The sequence below is a fragment of the Photobacterium sp. DA100 genome (genome assembly GCF_029223585.1).
GTDB lineage: Bacteria > Pseudomonadota > Gammaproteobacteria > Enterobacterales > Vibrionaceae > Photobacterium.
This window is the reverse complement of the sequence record NZ_CP119423.1, coordinates 783,493-801,850: the sequence shown is the minus strand read 5'-3', so window position 1 is coordinate 801,850 and position 18,358 is coordinate 783,493. Positions and strand designations below refer to the sequence as shown.

The following is an 18,358-nucleotide window of genomic DNA, read 5'->3' as shown; positions in this document are numbered from 1 at the left end:
CTAAAACATAAACATGGAGCCAGTCGACTGCATCTGCGACATGGTCTGCTGCATCGCGGTGTATTGGCGCAAGTAGCGGTTGTAGGTCTTTTCCATCCGGTGATCGAGCCGCTCTATTTTCTCGTCAACCCGGTCGATGTTGCCCTGCAAAGTATCCTGACGACTTTTCAGCAGGTTGCTGCCCGAATTGGAAGAGCCGGTATAGGGTTCGATCGCGGTTTCCAATGCCGTCAGCACACCGTTGTCACCAAAGAAAATGGCATCGATTTTTTCCGGACTTTCTTTCAAAGCCTTTTCAAAACGGTCACTGTCGATTTTCAGTGTGCCGTCGCGGTTAGCCTCGATCCCGATGCTGTACAAGGTACCTTCGTCGAACTGGCCTCGAGTCACGCTGTTGAGCATGTTTTTAAGGCCGCGGGCGGTGGAGTCACTGGCTAGCGCTCCGGCCTCGGTAACCTTAACGCTGTTGTCATCTTTGTCGTCATCGTCACCATCACTGCTCTTGTCGTCCTCATCCTGATCAAGCTTATAATCACTCATGGTGTGCTTGAGGATGGTATTGACCAAATCGTTATAGGCATCGACGAACTCCTGCACCGCTTCTTTCGAGGCCGATTCATCGCTGCCAATCACCAGCGTCAATGGCTTATCACCCGGTTCATGGGCCTTGGTAAGCTCCAGCGTCACGCCATAGATAGCATCATCAATGGTGTTGTTGCTGCTGCGAATTTCCAGACCATTTTCACCGCCGAGCATGACAATGGCATCCTGGGCCTTGTTCAGCACCTGCGGCGGCTTGAAATAATCGGTCACGGCTTGATCCGCCGTAACGCTGAATGCATGCTCTTCGCCGGTTTCGGTGCTGCTCAGTACCAAACTGACCTCATCGCCGGAGCGCACTACCGAGGCGGAAACACCCTCGTCAAACTCATTGATGTAATCAGCCAAGTCATGGAGGCTCTTATCGCCATCGGCATTGAAGGTCGCAAAATCAACTTCGATAGGCTCGCTACCCGGCACCTCAATGGTGATCACACCATCGGTTGGCAGTTCGTCCCCTTTGAGGGTGAAGGCTTCTTGCTGCGCCGTAGCCAGTTGCTTGACAAACAGGTCATAGCTGCCATGGCGGGCAAAGTTACTGGCCGAGGCATTGATGTAACCGTCTTCACTGGGGGTTGCGCTGTTTTTGACAAAGCTGCTGTCGGCCTTGTTCATTCGATCCAGCGCCGATGAAAAGCTGCTGAATGCAGAATCAATATCTTTCCAGGCATCTAATTGCGCCTGGTACATTTTTTGTTGGTTCGCATATTGGATATCAAATGGCTGGCGTTGCATCATCACCATTTGCATTGCCATTGAAGCGGGATCCATCATCGACATTATTGTTCTCCTCAACTCACCAGTTATCAGCAAAAAACATTCCAACTTTTAATTCAGTGATATTTTGCTAATTCGTGTCGATAAAATTACTAATTTGCTGACTAAACAGCCAACAGCGATCGGTTTACGGCTCTTACATTATTTAAGGCGGAAGTTTTACTTCCGCCAGCGGAAGTATTTTATTTCCAAAGCTTCCGCCCCTATTGAAAAACGGGCTTTATAATTGTATTAAGCGACAAATATTGTTTTTTCTTAATTGGCTATTGGCTATTGGCTATTTAATAAACGAGGAAGGAAATATAAACACCAATAACATAAACCCTACGCGGAAAATAAAAAAAGCCGCAGCAAACGCTGCGGCTTTCACTATTATGTGGAGTGGTTTGATTGCAGTATGAATTCTGGAAAGAATTAACCTACTAGGCTCATTACCATGCCAGACATGCCGTTCGCCTGAGACAGCATAGACATGCTCATCTGCGTCAGCATCTGGTTCTTCATCATGTTTGAAGACTCAACCGCGTAGTCGGTGTCCATGATGCGGCCTTTCGCCATTTCTGTGTTTTCACGCATGTTGCCAAGGTTAGTGATAGTGTGGTCAAGACGGTTGATGTTAGCACCGAATGCAGAGCGGACTTCACCAATACCACCTAGAAGCTCATCAATTTTATCCATCTCAGCTCCCTGACCACCAGCAGTAGTCAAGTCACCTAGACCATTAATGAAACCGCTAACCGCACCGATTTCACCTGAAACATCAACAGTTAGCTGATCAGCAGAGCTAGCACCGATTTGGAAGTTTACTGCGCCAGCAAACATACCGCCTTCAAGTAGCTTGTTACCCGCACCATATTCAGTGTTAGTCATAATTGTACCAAGCTCGTCTTTAAGCTCCTTGTACTCAGCATCCATAGCTGCAAGCTCATCAGCACCGTTAGTACCGTTCGCTGCCTGAGTCGCCAGGTCCTTCATGCGGTGGGCGATGTTAGTCATCTCATCGAAAGCACCTTCCGCAGTTTGCATCATTGAAATGGCATCTTGCGAGTTACGCTGCGCAACATTCAAGCCATTTGATTGTGACTGAAGCATAGTTGCAATCTGCAAGCCTGCCGCATCGTCAGCTGCTGAGTTGATGCGGAAACCAGTTGAGATACGCTGCATCGCGTTATCCATCGCACCAGATGTTTTGTTCAGGTTGTTCTGCGTTAGTAGAGATGTGTAATTAGTATGAATCGATAGCATGGTATTGCCCTCTGTGGATTATTCTGTATTAGTGTCTACACCTCTATAAAACGACACCTAAACCTGCTCCTTAAACTGGCAATTGATAATTTTTTAGTGTTTTTTCGCCAACGACGAAAATTAATTTTTCTTAAATTTAAAAGAAAGAAAATAGGCAATAGGCAATAGGCAATAGGCAATAGGCAATAGGCAATAGGCAATAGGCAATAGGCAATAGGCAATAGGCAATAGGCAATAGGCAATAGGCAGGATTAAAACCAAAGAAAGGAAAAAAGTATTTGCTGGCAAAAAAAGTCTTAAAACAGCCAATAGCAAAGGGAGAAAACGATAACTGTGATAATCAGACCAGTGCGCAACCATACCTTGAGCGATAGCGCCGTCTCCACGCCAGCCCCTGCGTTAGCACTATTGCCATACGGTAACCACAGTAGCTGCAGCGGTTCATGGTGCAAAAAGCCCTTGGCGACCAGGCGCCAGCCTTGGTCAACGCTAGGCAGCAGAGTTAGCGATAGCGCGGTGGGCAACGTGGAGTTGAGCTGTTGCACCTCCCCTTGGCTAACCTGCCAACGGAGTGTATGGGGCTGGCCTTCAACCTGAACACGCACTTGCAGCTCCCCTTCCCCGCCAGCCAGGCGGAAACTGGGCGATTGCAGGGTAGGTGCGCTATATGCCGAAGTGTGACCCAGCGCCATCGCGGATGAGCTGGCCAGCATACGGACTACTTGCCACTGGGCTTGTGGCAAAATTTGGGGAGGCGATGCGGGGCTCGAAGGCTGCTGGCTGGCACCTTGCTTGGCGCCCTGCGGCAGTGGCGGGGTAAATTGATCGGCTTTGAGCTGCTGGGGCTCAATACGCAGTAATTTGTGGATTGCCGCAGAGATCGGTGACAGCATACTCATTCCTTTAGTTGCCCAGTGAGAACTGAATCTGCGAGTGCGGGCTCAGCTTTTACTGACTGAGCCTTTACCAGCAAGACCTTTACCTGCCAAGCCTTTACTGGCTCAGCAAGGATACCACGGTTTGGCGATGGACGTTGGCCTGGGCCTTGAGGTTTTGGAATGCCGAGCTGAAACTGTCGCCTTTAGGCAATATCCGCGACAAGTCGTTTTCAATACTGCCCTGCACCTGCTCATTCAAATAGTGATTCCGCTGGTTGATAGTATCAATACGCTGCATCACATCTTGGTTATGTACTTTGAGCTCCTGGATACTGGCCTTTATCTGTTTCATCATCTGCTGGCTTTTCACCAGTGTCTGGCGCAACTGCTCTTTATCCGTTTGCCAGGTCAGTGGCTCAAACCGGGTCTCCGTGGTCTCAAGCTTGACCCGGTTTGGCTGTCCGGCCGGAAAACGATCCCCCTGGCCGACGACGCGCATTTTTTGCGACAGGTGCTGCCAGTCGGCTTCATTGGCCGAAAACACCAGTTGACGCTGCTTGTTGAGCGCAACCCCGATACCGTGCTCATTGAGCGCCTGGCGAAACTGCACCGCCTGCTGTTCCGGAGTGGTATTGGCACCGAGCTTGACCGGCACGGCATTGGCACCGCCCTTGGCAAGATTGAATATCAGGGTTTCATCACGCGGGCTACTGCGCTTGGTATCCAGCCCGCGGATTTGAAATACGGTACGCGGCTCGCCATGGAAAACCGGCTTGAGCTGACGGCTTAGCACCGGCTGCTCTTTGTAAGTGGCTTGCTGCAACCGCTGCTCCATCCGGCTGGCCAGTTGTTCTATCTCACCGGCAATTTTCGGTGAGGCGCTACCGGCACGCATGGCAAACTCGACCCGCTTGCTGAGCTGGGCAAGGTTCTTGCCAATATCGTTAAGGCTGGTCTCTGCCACCCGAGAAGCCGCCACCTTGTGCTGGGCTCGCTGGATCAAGCTGTGCTGGCGGGTATGCTCGGGGGTGAGGGTTTGCGACAGGCGCAATGGGTCCGGCTGCTTGTTATCAGGTAGTGCAGCTGTTTTTTGGGCAGGCCTGGCAATTACCTGCTGCTGGTGACTGGCACCCGCCGCTGCCGAGCGAAAATCATTTACCTGAGAAACCATATGCTTTCCATCAATCAAAAAACACCCTGCCGGGCTCACCGGCAGGGTAACTATTACATAATACTAAACAACGACAGGCTGGCAGTCTTGACATAGGTCGCCTGGGTGGCCTGCAAAGCCAACAGATAATTGTTGTACTGCACCATGGCATCGGCGTAATCAAGATCTTCCAGCTGGCCAATCAAGTCATTGTTGAACAGCTCGACCTCGCTGTGGCCATCCTGCATGGTCGTCAAGGCATTCTGCCGGCTACCCAAGCCGGTTACAGTACCTGACACCGACACCAAGGTCTCGTCCAGCACGTCAACACTACGTTCAATAATATCGCTTGCCGCAAAGTCATAGTCAGGGTCGCGCAGCGCGACCACCAACTCATCCAATTGGTTGAAGATATCCGTACCGCCCGAGAAGAACATATCTTCGGCATTGACGTTGAGCTGAATCGTCACCCCATCGCCCACCACCACCTCGCGCACACCGGTATCACCTTGGTAGATCCAGTTGCCGTCTTGGTCTTTGACCAGTGGCTGGGTGTTAACTTCATTGCCCGAGAAAATGTACTTGCCGTTCTCATCCTTGGCATTGACCAGGCTCACCAAACTGTCTTGCAGGTGCTCAAGCTCATTGGCCATGGCCGCCCGCTCATCAGGTCCATTAGCATCGTTACCGGCCCACAACATCAAATCGCGCATCTGATGCAAGACATCCACCGCACTGCTCAGGTAGGTTTCCTGCTTCTTGAGCGCTACGTCGGCCTGTTCGATATTGCCCAGGTACTGGCTAATCGACGCCTGCTCGCGTTTGAGGCTCATCACCCGTGTCGAGGCCATCGGATCATCAGAAGGAACCAGCAGACGCTTGCCGGTTGCCATCTGCTGCATGATCTTGTTAATGCCTAAAGAGTTCTGGCTGAGGCTGCCAGACATCATCTGGCTGTATTGATTGGTACTTACGCGCATCGCTAACTCCTTAGAACAACTGCATGATAGAGGCGAACACTTGGTTGGAAGCGTTAATCACCTGCAGGTTGGCCTGATAGGCTTGCTGGTACATCATCAAGCTAACGGCTTCCTCGTCGAGGTTAACCCCGCTGGTCGCCGACTTCTCAATCGTTGCCTGCAGGTAGATATTGCTAGCGGCATCGTGATCGGACTGTGCCTGACGGCTTTTCACCGCAATATCCCCCAGCAGGGAGTTAAACGCACTGCCCAAAGTCTGCGAGCCCAGGTGGCCAATATCGAACTCCTGATCTTTAATCTCTATCAGCTTCATCAGGTTATCGGTATTGCCCGGGGTCCCGTCGCCGGATAGCGCCAAATCTTCCGGCTTGAAATCCGGGTTGATTGACATGGTTGCAGCAGGGTTATCCGGATCGAACACAAACAATGGCTTACCCGGCTCGCCGTTGAGATCAAAACCCTGAGCCAACTGATCGTTAAACGCCTGGGCAAACTCAGAGGCGATGTCATTGATCGCAGCCTGGGTTGGGATCAGGACGTCCTTCTCGTATTCGGCCAGCGCCCCGAGCTTACCGCCGATATCATCATCAAGCGGGAAGTTCTGATCGTTGAACGACAGCGACAGCACATCGCCGCGCGGGTTGTTGGGATCCGACTCCAAGCTGAACTGGGCGACTTGGTTGCCCATCACCAGCGGCTGCCCGTTTGGCAGAGCAATGTTCAACGTACCGTCGCCGGCATCGGTAATGCGTACATCGACAATTTCCGACAGCTCGGCAATCAACACATCCCGCTCATCCTGCAGCGCCGAAGTATTAGCGCCTGTTGCCTCGCCCTTGCGGATCTCTTCGTTGAGCTTGCTGATGTTGCCAAGCAAGCTGTTGGCCTGCGATACCGCACTGCTGCGCTGCTGCGACAAGTCGTTATACTGGCCGTCGAGCGAACTACTGAGCTGGTTGAAGCGGTTGCTCAGGGCTTCCGCTTCGCTGATGATCTGAGAGCGGTAGGCCGAACTATACGGTGACACACTGGCACCGTTGAGGGCCGAGAAAAAGCTATCGAAGCCCTGGCTCAGATCCATCGAGTCCCCTGACAGCAGAGTTTCCAATCGCTTCAACTGCTGGGCAGAGGTGGAAGTGGCGCCCAGCATCGAGCCGGCACGGAAAATCTGGTTGGTTTGGTACTGGTCGGTGACCCGGCGGATCGAGCTGACCGAGACACCGTTGCCGGCATCTTTCATGCTCATACTGGTCGAGCCCACCGCCGACAGGTGTACCTGCTGGCGACTGTAGCCCGGGGTGTTGATATTGGCAACATTTTGGGCGGTAACGTTCATGCCCACTTGGCTGGCCTGGATCCCAGACAAACCGATATTCATCAAACTCATACGTTGGAGTCCCCACGGTTAAAATGCAGCAAAGACTGGCTGAATGCGCTGCCCGCGACCGGAGCTTGCTCTGCCTTACTAGAAGTTAAAGCGACCTCCTCCCCGGCTTCCTTAAACGCCGAATCACCACCTAGCTGACGGACAATCACTTCCGCCAGGCCCAGCTGGCTTTTCGACATTTCGATGGCCACCTGGCCATCGAAAAATTCCTGGTAGGTCTTGTGCTCGCGGCTGCCGAACAAGGCATTGTCATCATCGCTATTGAGCGCTTCGCTCGCTTTGCGCATCTGCTTGAGTACCATCTGCAAAAACAGGGACTCGAACTGCTCGGCCACCGTTTGGATGGCCTGCTTCGGATCATCACTCCCCTTCAGCCCAGCCAGCTGACGGCTGTCGAAGGCGGTGACCGTCCCCATATGGGAGTTTGCCGCAATTCGGCTGGTCGCCATGGGCTGAAGCGCCATGGTATTGACCGGTAAAACAGTTACTGTCATGGGTATCCTTAAATCACGACCAGTTCGGCATCCAATGCCCCAGAGGAATGCAAGGCCTGCAGAATAGCGATCAGGTCATCGGGAGAAGCCCCGAGGCTGTTCACCGCTGAAACAATGGTTTCCAGCTCAACCCCTTCCGGCCAGATGAACATCGGATTGCGCTCATGGTTGATATCAATGTCACTTTCCGGGGTCACTACGGTGTTACCGCGGCCAAAGGCATTGGGCTGGCTGACGTTGAACGACTCGGCAATCGTCACCGTCAGGTTGCCGTGGCTTACCGCGGCCCGGCCAATCCGGACCCCATTGCCGACCACCACAGTACCGCTGCGGCTATTGAATACCACCCGCGCGCGCTGGCGACCAATATCGACCGTCATATCTTCAAGCATCGACATAAAGATCACCCGCTGTTCAAAATCCTCCGGAGCAAAGACTTCCACCCGGGCATTGCTGACCGCTACCGCCGTATCCGGGCCAAACACCTCGTCGATCTGGCGGGAAATATTGCGGGCGGTGGTAAAATTCGGACGCAATAAGTTCAAGGTGACTTTCGGCTGGGTGATGAAGTCCGACGGGATCTCTTCTTCAATAATCGCACCACCGGGAATACGCCCGGTGGTCGGCACGTTAACGGTGATGCTCGAACCCGAACGGCCTTCGGCCTTGACCCCAGCAACAATCAGGTTGCCCTGGGCTACCGCGTAGATCTGGCCATCAATCGCCCGCAGCGGTGTCATCACCAAGCTGCCACCCCGCAGGCTCTTGGCGTCACCGATCGACGATACGGTGACATCAATGGTTTGCCCCGGCCCAGCCAGCGGGGGAATAGAGGCATGCACGCTCACCGCCGCCACGTTACGCAGCTTCGGATCGATGTTGTCGGGAAGCTGCAAACCGAACTGGCGCAGCATATTGGTGACAGACTGACTGGTAAACTTCACCTGATTGCGGTCACCGGTTCCGTCCAAACCCACCACCAGGCCATAACCTATCAGCTGGTTTTCCCGCAGCCCCTGAATATCAACCAGATCAATCAAGTGGCGCTCGTTGACCTGCGCTTGGGCAGCATCGACAAACAAGAAAGGCACGACCAGCAGCGTCAGTAGTATCATAAGTTGCTTAAACATAATGCCTCGCTAGATTGGGAACAGTGGATTGACAAACAACTTGGTCAACCAGCCCGCTTCGTTGGCATCCGCCAACACTCCGCTCTGGGAGTAGGTAATACGCGCATCACCGATACGCTGGGAAGATATCTGGTTGCCGTTGTCGATGTCGTCAACCCGCACCAGGCCATCAAGGCGAATAAACTCATCCCCCTGATTAAGCCGGATCCACTTCTCCCCTTTGATACGCAATACCCCGTTAGGCAACACTTGGTGCACCATGACGGTAATGGAACCACTCAGGGAGTTGCGCTGGGAGCTGGCCGAGCTGCCACGGAAATCTCGGTTGCCCGAAATATCCCCGCTGGCACTGCCGCTGCTGGAATTGGTGGAAAAGCTGCCCATCAAGCCGCCACTGGCATTCTTGCCAAAATTGGTATTGGCCTGCTTGCTCGAGCGGGTATCTTCGTCCAGCGAGACCGTCAGCATGTCGCCGACCCGGTAGGCACGGCGGTCCTGGAACAGGGTCCACATATAGCCATCACGGTAAACGGAACCGCTGCGAGCATCCGGCAACGAGTAATCGAGCATCGGGGGCGCATAGTCCAGATCATCGGGGGCCGGGCGCTCATCAATCAAAGAAGGGGTTGATGAACACCCCGCCAGAAGCATGGCTGCCAGCCATGCCCCCAACCGCCGAGTAATGTTATCCTTCATCAGTCCTGCCATGGCTTACAGTACCTGGGAAATGTACTGCAGCATCTCATCCGATGATGACAGCGCCTTCGCATTCATCTCGTAGCCGCGCTGAGTGGTGATCATATCCACCATCTCCTCGACAACCTGCACATTAGAGCCTTCCAGAACCCCCTGCTTGATCTGGCCAAAGGCCCCTTCACCGGCAATACCGTCAATCACCTCGCCGCTCGATGCCGTGGCGCGGAACATGTTGCCACCCAACGCTTCGAGGCCGGCCGGATTGATAAAGTTAGCCAGGGTGATCTGGCCGATTTCCTGCGGCATTTCATCACCGGCAATCTTGGCCGACACAATGCCATCGCGACCGATTGTGATCGTCTCGGCATCCTGCGGTACTTGGATTTGCTGGGCCAGCGGCAGGCCCTGGGCGTTTACAATCAAACCGTCGGAGTTAAGGTGGAACTGACCATTGCGGGTAAAGGCCTGCTCACCGTCCGGGGTTTCCAGCTCAAAAAATCCCTGGCCATCAATGGCAATATCCAGGCTCTGGTTGGTCGTCTGGTACATGCCTTCGGTGAAGACCTTCTGGGTACCAATAACACGGACACCTGAACCAAGCTGAATACCACTTGGCAACTCGTTGACTTCATCAGCCATGGCACCCGGCTGGCGCTGGATCTGGTAGAACAGATCTTCAAATGCCACGCGATCGCGCTTAAAACCAACCGTGTTGACGTTGGCAAGGTTGTTAGAAATGGTCGCCATTTTGGTATCTTGGGCGGCCAAGCCAGTTTTACTGATCCATAGTGCTGCGTTCATCTTTTATCCTTTACGCTCTGATCAGGCGGTTGCCTGCTTCTGCTATTTTTTCTGCGGTCTGCATCATCTTCAGCTGCATTTCGAAATTGCGGCTCAGCTGCATAGATGCCACCATTTCTTCCACAGCAACCACGTTACTTTGCTCGAGAAACCCCGACACCATCTTCACGGTCTCGTCATCATTGAGCGGCTCGCGGCCGTTGGTCACGAACAGGCCGTTTTCCAGCTTGGACAGATCCTGCACCTCTGGATTAACCAGCTTCAACCGGCCAACTTCAACCGCCAGGGCCTCACCTTCCGGCACAATATTGATCAGCCCGTTATCACCAAACTCAATGCTGCTGTACAACGGAACGTTCATCACGTCCCCGCCGTCAGCAAGCACCGGCAGCCCGCTAATCATCAGGTCCCCGTTCTCGCTACGCTCCACTGCCCCCGAGCGGGTATAGGCTTCCTCACCTTCCGGCAAGCGGACCGTAAAGAAACCATCGCCACGGATCGCCAAGTCGAGCTCGCGCCCGGTAGTTTGCAGTTCGGCCGCATCAAAACGCGTTCCCGCCGACTGGGCCTGGACCATGGTCCGGGTATCAAAACCGTTGCCCTGTACGGCAAATGCCTGGGCACGCTCCATATCGGCACGGAAACCATGGGTATTGATATTGGCCAGGTTATTGGCACGTACTTGCTGGGCGTTAAAGATCCGCCCAGCCCCGCTTGCCGCGGTATAAATAAAACGATCCACGCAACGGCCCTTACATGTTGAACAGCACTTGGGTCAACTGCTGCTGGGTTGACAGAGACTGGGCATTGGCCTGGTAGTTACGCTGCGCAGTCATCAACCCCACCAGCTCACCGGTCAAGTCAACATTCGACTCTTCGATATACCCCGAGTAAAGACCGCCCAGCGTACCCGAACCCGGTACTCCGATCAGCGGCTGGCCAGAAGCCTGAGTCGCCGACCAGCCAGTGTTGCCCACCTGCATCAAGCCGCCACTGTTCGGGAAATCTGCCAGTACGACCTGGCCCTGCAACATCTGCTCGCCATTGCTGTAGTTGGCAAAGACCATGCCGCTGTCATCAATGGAGATCCCGGTCAGCTCGCCGGAGGTATGGCCGTTGCTGCGGTTGGTCGATACGGCGAATTCGCTGCCGAACTGGGTCGATCCGGTCATCGACAGGGCGATGTTCATCTCCGCCGCCCCTTCTGGCGCATAGGTCAGGTTAATGCTGCCGGTTGGGTCAACCAGCTTACCGCTTTCATCAAATTGCAACGCCTGGCCGCTTTCGTTTGCCATCACCTCGCCGTTCATGGCGTAGTGCACTTCCCACTCGTTTTCTCCGGTTTTGACAAAGTACTGGGTCAAGGTGTGCTCGTTACCCAACGAGTCAAAGACCGTGGTGGTATAGGAGGAGTTGAAGCTGTCGCTATCTTCTGGGTCGAACGGGATACGGTCACCGTTCTCGTCGACGATGATGCTGGCGCCCGCATCGAGGTTGGCAGAGAAATCAATACGATCGGTGGCTTTCGCCGCTACAGAGCCGGTTTTGACCTGAATATCCCCGACCGTACCCGTCAGGAGGTTGCCGTTGTTGTCGGTGGTGTAACCTTGCAGACGAAGGCCCGCGCTATTGACCAGGTAGTTGTCCTTGTCCTGGTTGAACATACCGGCACGGGTGTAGGTGTAGGCACCGTCTTCACCCTGCAGGACAAAGAAACCATTGCCACCAATCGCCAGGTCGGTGGTGCGGCCGGTCATGCTAAAGCCCCCTTCGTTGAAGGACTGGGACAGGCTGGCCAATTCAACACCGCCGCCCATGCCGCCGTTCATCAGAGCTGAAAATTCAGCACGGGATGACTTGAAGCCAACGGTCGAGACGTTAGCGATGTTGTTACTGATAGTGTTCAATTCCTGAGAGGTGGTATTCAACCCACTCATTGCAATGTTAAAGCTCATTATTATTTCTCTTCTAACCTAGATATTTGCAAACCGCTATCGGCGGCCGGCCAACTTAAATAAGGGAGTGGGTTCCGGGGACTGAGAGGCTGAACCCTGGTTTTCACCGTACTGGTTAACATTGTAAAACGGCACGTAACCGACACCGGCAATCAGGAATTCCGGTGAGCCGCCGCCCGGTGGAATCCGCATCTTCTCAATCTTGCCGGCTACCATGACATCGGGCTTGTAGTCGCTATCGTTTGTCACCACAGTGAGATCATATTGGCCGTCTTTAAGGCCCATAGCTTTAGGATCAATGACAAACGCAACTTCACCATCACTGTTCGCGCCCAGCTCGATGGTGTGCACCAGCTCACCGGCATCGTTGCGGATCTCCACCTTGAGATCATCGACCGTGCTGTCGAGCTCAATGACCGCATCGAGCGGTTTGCCTGCCAACTCCAGACTATCCGTGGTCACCCGGACATCCTGACCGACCATACCGGCCGTGGTCAGCACCTGGATATTGTCGAGCAGTACCATCTGGTTGAGGACCGTACCGTTCATGTTCTGCATCGTCTCGACCTGGGTCATCTGCGCCATCTGGGTCATGAACTGGGTGGTATCCAGCGGATCAAGCGGTGTCTGGTTCTGGATCTGGGCAATCATCAGGGTCAAGAAAGTGTTGTCCTGCTGGCCATTGCTGGCAATCGGATCCTGACTCGTTGGCGTCGCGCCGCTGCTGCTGGTCACATAGGGAGTACTCATCGGCTTATCCTCACTGTCCAAGCTTCAGCAGGCCCTGCTGCATGCTGCGCGCACGCCCAAGGACATCGACACTGGTTTCAAAGCTGCGTGACGCCGACATCATATCGGCCATTTCCGACACCACATCCACGTTGGGGTAGAACACGTAGCCATCGCCATCGGCAATCGGGTTGCTTGGCTCATAGCGGCGTACCAGCTCGCCCTCTACCGGCACCACATCCACAATCTGCACCCGGGCGCCGGCACGCTGGCTGGCCTGGAACTGGCTGTTTTCATACACGGTCGAAAACACTGGCTTGCGGCTGCGGTAGGTACCCGCTTCGGTGGTGGAGGCCGCATCCGCATTGGCCAGGTTACTGGCTATCGTGTTGAGGCGAAGCGTCTGCGCTGTCATTGCCGAGCCGGCTATTTGGTAAATTTCACTGAATGACATAATGAATTACTGTCCTTGAATAGCTGTCGCCAGCCCTTTAAATTTCATGTTCAAAAAAGTCAGGCTGGTGTCAAAATCCATGGCGTTTTGGGCGTAGTGCGCCTGCTCCACCCCCAGCTCAACGGTATTACCATCCATCGAGTTGTTGTAAGGGTTACGATATTGCAGCGCAGGTGCCGTCTGAACCTGTGCCTGTCCCCCCAGACTCTGCGCTTCCACGGATGCTATCGCTGCCTGAAAATCAAAATCTCGCGCTTTGAACCCCGGTGTATCCACATTGGCCAAGTTTCCGGCCAGCACCTTGGCACGCTCGGTACGAAGGTTTAAAGTGTGCGGGTGAATCCCGAGGGCTTTGTCAAAACTGATCCCCATTTGGTGTCCTTGATTGCAAGAGGTCTTAAGCTGCCCTCTTACTAACAAATAACGTGCCAACTTTTAAATTATTGATTTATAACAATAAAAAGCAGCACCAAACCAAAAGCGGAAGTGGTACTTCCGTTACAGGAAGGCGAGCGGAAACGGCAAAGCGGAAGCCGTTCCGCTATCAGGAAAGCGCCAATGGCAAGAAAGAACAAAAGGACAAAATGATCAAGATACCCCATCACCCAGCACTCGTCGCCTTACTGCTAACCCTGCCGCTCGCCGCCAGAGCGGGTGGGCCCGTCAAGCCAGTAAAAGCGCCTACCCCAGCCGAGGCCCAGATAACGCGCCAGGTCTCGGAGGCAATCGAAAAGGCGGTCAGCGGTGCGGCGAAACAGCACCGCTGGCCACCCGCGACGCCAGAGATCACGCTGCGGCTGCCAGGCGGCAGCCACCGCTTGGCAGAATGCCTCTCTGGGCTTGATATTGAGCGGGTCGACCGGCGCCGCTACCCGGCAGGGCGGCTGCGGTTTGTGGTCAGCTGCCCGCAGCCGGACGCCTGGCAACTGGCGGTCCAAGCCGATGTCAGTGTCACCGTGCCCGTTGCGGTTGCAGCCCACACCGTCAGTAAAGATACGGTGCTCAACGCCGAGGACATCACTCTCAAAGCCACCGATATCGCCACCATCAACCGCGAGTTCTTTGCCTCGCCCGAGGGCTATCTCGGCCAGCGAGCCTTGCGGCAAATTCGCCGAGGCCAACAACTCTCCCCCTCTCATCTGAGCCCGGCCTACCTGGTTTCTGCCGGGGACAAGGTGATCATCCAAGCCAGCAACGGAGAGTTTAGCGCTACCACGCCGGGTATTGCGTTAGAGGGTGGGTATGCCGAACAGCAGATACGGGTAAGAAATACCAGCTCCGGCAAGGTGATCAGAGCTGCGATAGCCAAGCCAGGCCTGGTTACCACACTTTTCTAAATTGATTTAATCATCTCGCTCAGTTGGTCGCTTAACAAAAGTATCGGAGAAACAGTCAGGAATTTGCCATGATCGAGTCAACCAAAGCGAGTCTGCAGCTAGCGCCTGCAGTCCAAAACCAGACACAAAAAACCTCAGAAGAGGCCAGCAATCATACAATATCCAAGTCACCGGCACCGGTATCGCAAGTGACCAGGCCAAGTGCCGATGTCAGCGCCCAAGCCCAAAGCCTGGACAGCCTCCAGCAGGAGCTTAAGCGCATCCCAGATGTAGATATGGCGAAGGTCAACGAAATCCGTACTTTGCTGGCCAGCGGGAATTACGAGGTCGACTTGGACGGGTTGGCAGCCAGTATCCGCGGTGCTCACCGCCGCGATTAATTGGTTGGCATTACGCTTAATAACCGGTCTTACACCTCGGAAATTGAATACCATGAGCCAAAAATCAACCGCAATAATCAAGCGCTTTATTCAAGATATCCAAAGTGATTTAGCTGATTACCAGCAGCTCCATCAGCTATTGAAGGTGCAGCACTACAATATGCTGCACCGCAATGGCGATAAGCTCACGGCGATGGCCGAGCCCCATCAGCTTTTACTCCAACAATTACAACGACGCGCTGATCAACGGACGCGGTTGCTAAGCCAACTGGGTATGGATAACAACCCTGACAGTATCAATCGCCTGATCGCAGCCCTACCGGCCCAGTACCGTCAACCCGTTAACGGCAAATGGAAAACGCTCAAGGAACTCGTTCACACCTGCATGGCACAAAACGAGCGCAACAGCCGCCTGTTGATGATGCAGCAAGACATCCTGACTCAAGTGCTTCACCCTGACAGTGATGCTACCTACCAGCCCGCCTAAGCCATCTCTTTCCAGATTGCGCCATTTCTGGCCATCGATTTTCACGACCACCAATAAAAAAGCACCGCAGTGAAAGCTGCGGTGCTTTTTTAAGGAGACGGCTTTGCAACCTAATAATTGGCGCGGATAAACCGTTGCATCGCCATTTCATCCATCAATTTCTGCTCACTTCGTGCCGCATGCTGCTGTTGGTGCTGACGGCGCTTTTCAATCACGCTATCCAAACTCTTGACCTTCACATGCTGCCGGGCAACATGCAGCTTCAAACTCGACTGCTCGGCCTGAGACAGGGCCAGAGTCTGGGTTTGGATCTCAGTCAGATGCTTGAGGTGATCACGCAGGGCAAAGCGATTGGCCCAGGCCAGCCCCGTCTCCCCTGCGACCACCTGGCAAGAGTCGTAAAGCGCATCCAACTGCTCCAGCTTTTCTAGGTGGCGGGCGCAGTCCTGCTGCTTTTGCTGGTACTGCTGGCCCATTTTTTCCAGCTCGTCTTGCCTTAGCTGCCGAAACCGCTCCAATGCTTTTGATTGCCTAGCCAAGATTTAGCTCCTGTATCAACTGGGTCATTTGACCATTCACGGTTTCCCAGTCTGCCTGTTCATCCATTGCCTGTTGCAAGAAGGCCACCAGTTTGGGGTGGGCCGTCACGGCCTGATCCATTTCCGGATCATTACCCGGCTGGTAACCGCCCAGCGGGATCAGCTCGCGAACCTCTTGGTAACGGCTGTAAAGCCGCTTGAAACGCATCGCATAGCCTAGCTGCTCCTTGCTCACCACTTGCGGCATGGTACGGGATATCGACTGGGAGATATCAATGGCCGGATAATGCCCTGCCTCTGCCAGCTGGCGGTTGAGAACCACATGGCCATCGAGGATTGCCCGGGCACTGTCGGCAATGGGATCTTGCTGGTCATCCCCTTCCGTGAGCACGGTATAGATAGCACTCATGCTGCCCTGCTGCGAAGCACTGTTACCCGCCCGTTCAACCAGTTGCGGCAACATACTAAATACCGACGGCGGATACCCCTTGGTTGCAGGTGGTTCGCCCAACGCAAGGGCGATTTCCCGCTGCGCCATGGCAAAGCGGGTCAACGAATCCATCAGCAGCAACACATCCTTGCCCTGATCGCGGTAGTACTCCGCAACCCGGTGGCAAAGCTGAGAAGCACGGAGACGCATCAGGGGGGATTCGTCCGCCGGTGCGGCAATCACCACCGCCCTTGCCAACCCTTCCGGCCCCAGGGAGTGCTCGATAAATTCCTTCACTTCGCGGCCACGCTCACCGATCAGGCCGACCACCACCACATCGGCGCTGGTCTGGCGGGTGATCATGCCCAGCAGAACACTTTTGCCCACCCCGCTGCCAGCAAACAGGCCTATCCGCTGGCCTTTGCCCAGCGTCAGCAGGCTATTGATGGCTCTGATCCCCACATCCAGCGCACCATCAATCGGGCGCCGTAACATCGGGTTGATATTTTCACTTTCGAGGCTGATGTCATCTTGGCCCAGCACCGGCCCCAACCGATCAAGGGGCTCGCCCAGACCATTGAGCACCCGGCCAAGCCACTGCGGTCCGATGCGGATCTGGCTCTCGCCGTCGAGTGGCCAAACCTTGGCGCCTGAAAACAAGCCCGAGGCATTGCTGACGGGCATCAGATAAGCAACATCCCGGTTGAACCCGACCGTCTGCGCTTCAATCTTGGTGCCATTGCCGGTCTCCACCAAGCAACGCTGCCCGGTCAGCAGCCGGCACCCCACCGCTTCCAGCATCAGGCCGGTCACTTTCACCAACCGCCCGGTGACTTTCGCCACCGGGACAGAATCGAGTGAGGCCAGTGCTTGCTCCAGGCGGTAATCGATTATGTTGCTCATGATGCCTGCCTGATCGCTCCACCCGTTTGTTCGGTCGAGCCGGCTCGCTCACAACCCTGGGGATCGGCTTCGCTATTGTTTTCCACCACCACTTGCTCATCGAGCAGGTGCCCCTTTACCGCCGACATGCAAGTCTCTAGACGCTGCTCGCATCCGGCATCGGCCTCGGCATTTTTGGTCACCACGCGACACTCTCCCTGACGCAGGGTGTCATCACAGACAATATTCCACTCACTGATTTTGTCGCTGGCTACTTTCTCTAGGTGGGTAAACTCTTCCTTGGCCATTTTCACCTTCAGGCCCAATGGCTCACCCGGCAAACTTTCGAGTGTTTCATCCACCAGAGCCAAGATCTGCTGAGGCTGGAGTGCGAGTTCACAGCGGATCACCTGCTGAGCGACCTTCTGCACCAGTTCACACACCTGCTCGCGCTGGCGACGTTCGTGCTCAGCAAAAAGCTCAGCCACCTGCTGGTGCATGCGGGCGAAAGGCAGGGTCGCCTGGACAAACTGGGCCTTGCCTTCCTCAATCCCCTGCGCGATCCCTTGCTCACGGCCCTGCAACAATCCTTGCTCGAAACCTTGATGCTGGCCCTGCTCGATACCTTGCTGCAGCCCCTCTTCGTGACCTCGGGTCATCCCCTGCTGGAAGCCTTGGTTAAACTGGGCCTGGAAGTCTTCGGGCTGACCCGGCCGCTCGGCAGGATCAGCGAGCAACGGCTCTTGGTCCATGCCCGCCAACAAGCGGGCATCCTCAGTCATTTCATCGAGGCCAAATTCGTCCATCGCCAAGTTATCAAACCCCAGCTCATCCATGCCGAACTCATCACCCAAGCCAAGGCCGTCATCAAAACCATTCTCCATTCCCTCGCCAAACTCCAATCCCTTCCGAGGGTGTGCCGGCAACGGAGCCTGCGCCAAACTCGCAGGGTCAACCAAAGGCGGAAAGCGATGACTGCGAAACTGACTGGGTTGCAGGCGCATAATCTTATTTCGTCTAAACATCT

The 18,358-nt window shown here is 54.6% G+C and carries 21 protein-coding genes; 3 read left to right on the top strand and 18 right to left on the bottom strand.

Annotated elements, in window-relative coordinates; translation table 11 throughout:
- From fliD to flgB, 15 genes are all read right to left on the bottom strand, one after another.
- A complete protein-coding gene (fliD, locus tag PTW35_RS04160) occupies positions 1-1,380 on the bottom strand; it encodes a flagellar filament capping protein FliD (protein ID WP_281026631.1) in 1,380 nt (459 codons plus the stop codon).
- Positions 1,381-1,791: 411 nt separating this feature from the next.
- Positions 1,792-2,622 carry a lateral flagellin LafA gene (gene lafA, locus PTW35_RS04155; RefSeq protein WP_281026630.1) on the bottom strand — a complete coding sequence of 277 codons (831 nt, stop codon included), beginning with the start codon at positions 2,620-2,622 and terminating at the stop codon, positions 1,792-1,794.
- A 296-nt stretch (positions 2,623-2,918) separates the two neighbouring features.
- Positions 2,919-3,515: a hypothetical protein gene (locus PTW35_RS04150; RefSeq protein WP_281026629.1), complete on the bottom strand. Its 597-nt coding sequence runs from the start codon at positions 3,513-3,515 to the stop codon at positions 2,919-2,921.
- A 100-nt stretch (positions 3,516-3,615) separates the two neighbouring features.
- Positions 3,616-4,671 (bottom strand): hypothetical protein, encoded by a 1,056-nt coding sequence (locus tag PTW35_RS04145; protein WP_281026628.1) that lies wholly within the window; start codon positions 4,669-4,671, stop codon positions 3,616-3,618.
- A gap of 53 nt (positions 4,672-4,724) precedes the next feature.
- The gene (gene flgL, locus PTW35_RS04140) at positions 4,725-5,630 is read right to left on the bottom strand and encodes a flagellar hook-associated protein FlgL (RefSeq protein WP_281026627.1); all 906 of its coding nucleotides are present in this window, start codon (positions 5,628-5,630) and stop codon (positions 4,725-4,727) included.
- 10 nt (positions 5,631-5,640) lie between these two features.
- Positions 5,641-7,017, bottom strand: coding sequence for a flagellar hook-associated protein FlgK (gene flgK / locus PTW35_RS04135; protein WP_281026626.1), 1,377 nt, complete (start codon positions 7,015-7,017; stop codon positions 5,641-5,643).
- On the bottom strand, positions 7,014-7,511 hold the full coding sequence (locus tag PTW35_RS04130) for a rod-binding protein (protein WP_281026625.1): 498 nt from the start codon (positions 7,509-7,511) through the stop codon (positions 7,014-7,016). Before PTW35_RS04130 ends, flgK begins: the two co-directional genes overlap by 4 nt.
- Positions 7,512-7,519: 8 nt before the next feature.
- The gene (locus tag PTW35_RS04125; protein ID WP_281026624.1) at positions 7,520-8,641 is read right to left on the bottom strand and encodes a flagellar basal body P-ring protein FlgI; all 1,122 of its coding nucleotides are present in this window, start codon (positions 8,639-8,641) and stop codon (positions 7,520-7,522) included.
- 9 nt (positions 8,642-8,650) lie between these two features.
- Positions 8,651-9,292, bottom strand: coding sequence for a flagellar basal body L-ring protein FlgH (gene flgH, locus PTW35_RS04120; RefSeq protein WP_044624396.1), 642 nt, complete (start codon positions 9,290-9,292; stop codon positions 8,651-8,653).
- A gap of 60 nt (positions 9,293-9,352) precedes the next feature.
- Entirely contained in the window at positions 9,353-10,138 is a 786-nt protein-coding gene (flgG, locus tag PTW35_RS04115) for a flagellar basal-body rod protein FlgG (protein WP_039463612.1), read from the bottom strand.
- Between the two features lie 10 nt (positions 10,139-10,148).
- Complete coding sequence (locus tag PTW35_RS04110; RefSeq protein ID WP_281026623.1) at positions 10,149-10,880, bottom strand: flagellar basal body rod protein FlgF; 732 nt, start codon at positions 10,878-10,880, stop codon at positions 10,149-10,151.
- A gap of 10 nt (positions 10,881-10,890) precedes the next feature.
- Entirely contained in the window at positions 10,891-12,093 is a 1,203-nt protein-coding gene (gene flgE / locus PTW35_RS04105) for a flagellar hook protein FlgE (protein ID WP_281026622.1), read from the bottom strand.
- Positions 12,094-12,129: 36 nt separating this feature from the next.
- Positions 12,130-12,843 carry a flagellar hook capping FlgD N-terminal domain-containing protein gene (locus PTW35_RS04100; RefSeq protein ID WP_281026621.1) on the bottom strand — a complete coding sequence of 238 codons (714 nt, stop codon included), beginning with the start codon at positions 12,841-12,843 and terminating at the stop codon, positions 12,130-12,132.
- Between the two features lie 10 nt (positions 12,844-12,853).
- Positions 12,854-13,276 carry a flagellar basal body rod protein FlgC gene (gene flgC, locus PTW35_RS04095; RefSeq protein WP_281026620.1) on the bottom strand — a complete coding sequence of 141 codons (423 nt, stop codon included), beginning with the start codon at positions 13,274-13,276 and terminating at the stop codon, positions 12,854-12,856.
- Positions 13,277-13,282: 6 nt separating this feature from the next.
- Positions 13,283-13,648, bottom strand: a complete 366-nt coding sequence (flgB, locus tag PTW35_RS04090) for a flagellar basal body rod protein FlgB (protein ID WP_281026619.1) — start codon at positions 13,646-13,648, stop codon at positions 13,283-13,285.
- Positions 13,649-13,860: 212 nt separating this feature from the next.
- On the opposite strand from flgB, the gene flgA reads away from it, so the two are divergent.
- From flgA to flgN, 3 genes are all read left to right on the top strand, one after another.
- Positions 13,861-14,613: a flagellar basal body P-ring formation chaperone FlgA gene (gene flgA / locus PTW35_RS04085; RefSeq protein WP_281026618.1), complete on the top strand. Its 753-nt coding sequence runs from the start codon at positions 13,861-13,863 to the stop codon at positions 14,611-14,613.
- A 68-nt stretch (positions 14,614-14,681) separates the two neighbouring features.
- Complete coding sequence (gene flgM / locus PTW35_RS04080; protein ID WP_281026617.1) at positions 14,682-14,993, top strand: flagellar biosynthesis anti-sigma factor FlgM; 312 nt, start codon at positions 14,682-14,684, stop codon at positions 14,991-14,993.
- A 52-nt stretch (positions 14,994-15,045) separates the two neighbouring features.
- Entirely contained in the window at positions 15,046-15,480 is a 435-nt protein-coding gene (flgN, locus tag PTW35_RS04075; protein ID WP_281026616.1) for a flagellar export chaperone FlgN, read from the top strand.
- 110 nt (positions 15,481-15,590) lie between these two features.
- Here the strand turns inward: flgN and fliJ are convergent, their stop codons facing one another.
- The 3 genes from fliJ to fliH are packed head-to-tail and all read right to left on the bottom strand — an operon-like array spanning position 15,591 to position 18,356.
- On the bottom strand, positions 15,591-16,019 hold the full coding sequence (gene fliJ, locus PTW35_RS04070) for a flagellar export protein FliJ (protein WP_281026615.1): 429 nt from the start codon (positions 16,017-16,019) through the stop codon (positions 15,591-15,593).
- Complete coding sequence (fliI, locus tag PTW35_RS04065) at positions 16,012-17,352, bottom strand: flagellar protein export ATPase FliI (RefSeq protein WP_281026614.1); 1,341 nt, start codon at positions 17,350-17,352, stop codon at positions 16,012-16,014. Before fliI ends, fliJ begins: the two co-directional genes overlap by 8 nt.
- Positions 17,349-18,356, bottom strand: coding sequence for a flagellar assembly protein FliH (fliH, locus tag PTW35_RS04060; RefSeq protein ID WP_281026613.1), 1,008 nt, complete (start codon positions 18,354-18,356; stop codon positions 17,349-17,351). Before fliH ends, fliI begins: the two co-directional genes overlap by 4 nt.
- Between the last annotated feature and the right edge of the window lie 2 nt (positions 18,357-18,358).

What these genes read in the sequence shown, in the direction of transcription:
- flgN (WP_281026616.1), top strand. Translation starts at nt 15,046, where the DNA reads ATGAGCCAAAAATCAACCGCAATAATCAAGCGCTTTATTCAAGATATC.
- flgK (WP_281026626.1), bottom strand. Translation starts at nt 7,017, where the DNA reads ATGAGTTTGATGAATATCGGTTTGTCTGGGATCCAGGCCAGCCAAGTG.
- fliH (WP_281026613.1), bottom strand. Translation starts at nt 18,356, where the DNA reads ATGTTTAGACGAAATAAGATTATGCGCCTGCAACCCAGTCAGTTTCGC.
- flgM (WP_281026617.1), top strand. Translation starts at nt 14,682, where the DNA reads ATGATCGAGTCAACCAAAGCGAGTCTGCAGCTAGCGCCTGCAGTCCAA.
- fliI (WP_281026614.1), bottom strand. Translation starts at nt 17,352, where the DNA reads ATGAGCAACATAATCGATTACCGCCTGGAGCAAGCACTGGCCTCACTC.
- flgH (WP_044624396.1), bottom strand. Translation starts at nt 9,292, where the DNA reads ATGCTTCTGGCGGGGTGTTCATCAACCCCTTCTTTGATTGATGAGCGC.
- flgB (WP_281026619.1), bottom strand. Translation starts at nt 13,648, where the DNA reads ATGGGGATCAGTTTTGACAAAGCCCTCGGGATTCACCCGCACACTTTA.
- flgL (WP_281026627.1), bottom strand. Translation starts at nt 5,630, where the DNA reads ATGCGCGTAAGTACCAATCAATACAGCCAGATGATGTCTGGCAGCCTC.
- lafA (WP_281026630.1), bottom strand. Translation starts at nt 2,622, where the DNA reads ATGCTATCGATTCATACTAATTACACATCTCTACTAACGCAGAACAAC.
- flgE (WP_281026622.1), bottom strand. Translation starts at nt 12,093, where the DNA reads ATGAGCTTTAACATTGCAATGAGTGGGTTGAATACCACCTCTCAGGAA.
- PTW35_RS04100 (WP_281026621.1), bottom strand. Translation starts at nt 12,843, where the DNA reads ATGAGTACTCCCTATGTGACCAGCAGCAGCGGCGCGACGCCAACGAGT.
- PTW35_RS04130 (WP_281026625.1), bottom strand. Translation starts at nt 7,511, where the DNA reads ATGACAGTAACTGTTTTACCGGTCAATACCATGGCGCTTCAGCCCATG.
- PTW35_RS04125 (WP_281026624.1), bottom strand. Translation starts at nt 8,641, where the DNA reads ATGTTTAAGCAACTTATGATACTACTGACGCTGCTGGTCGTGCCTTTC.
- fliD (WP_281026631.1), bottom strand. Translation starts at nt 1,380, where the DNA reads ATGTCGATGATGGATCCCGCTTCAATGGCAATGCAAATGGTGATGATG.
- flgC (WP_281026620.1), bottom strand. Translation starts at nt 13,276, where the DNA reads ATGTCATTCAGTGAAATTTACCAAATAGCCGGCTCGGCAATGACAGCG.
- PTW35_RS04150 (WP_281026629.1), bottom strand. Translation starts at nt 3,515, where the DNA reads ATGCTGTCACCGATCTCTGCGGCAATCCACAAATTACTGCGTATTGAG.
- PTW35_RS04145 (WP_281026628.1), bottom strand. Translation starts at nt 4,671, where the DNA reads ATGGTTTCTCAGGTAAATGATTTTCGCTCGGCAGCGGCGGGTGCCAGT.
- flgA (WP_281026618.1), top strand. Translation starts at nt 13,861, where the DNA reads ATGATCAAGATACCCCATCACCCAGCACTCGTCGCCTTACTGCTAACC.
- flgG (WP_039463612.1), bottom strand. Translation starts at nt 10,138, where the DNA reads ATGAACGCAGCACTATGGATCAGTAAAACTGGCTTGGCCGCCCAAGAT.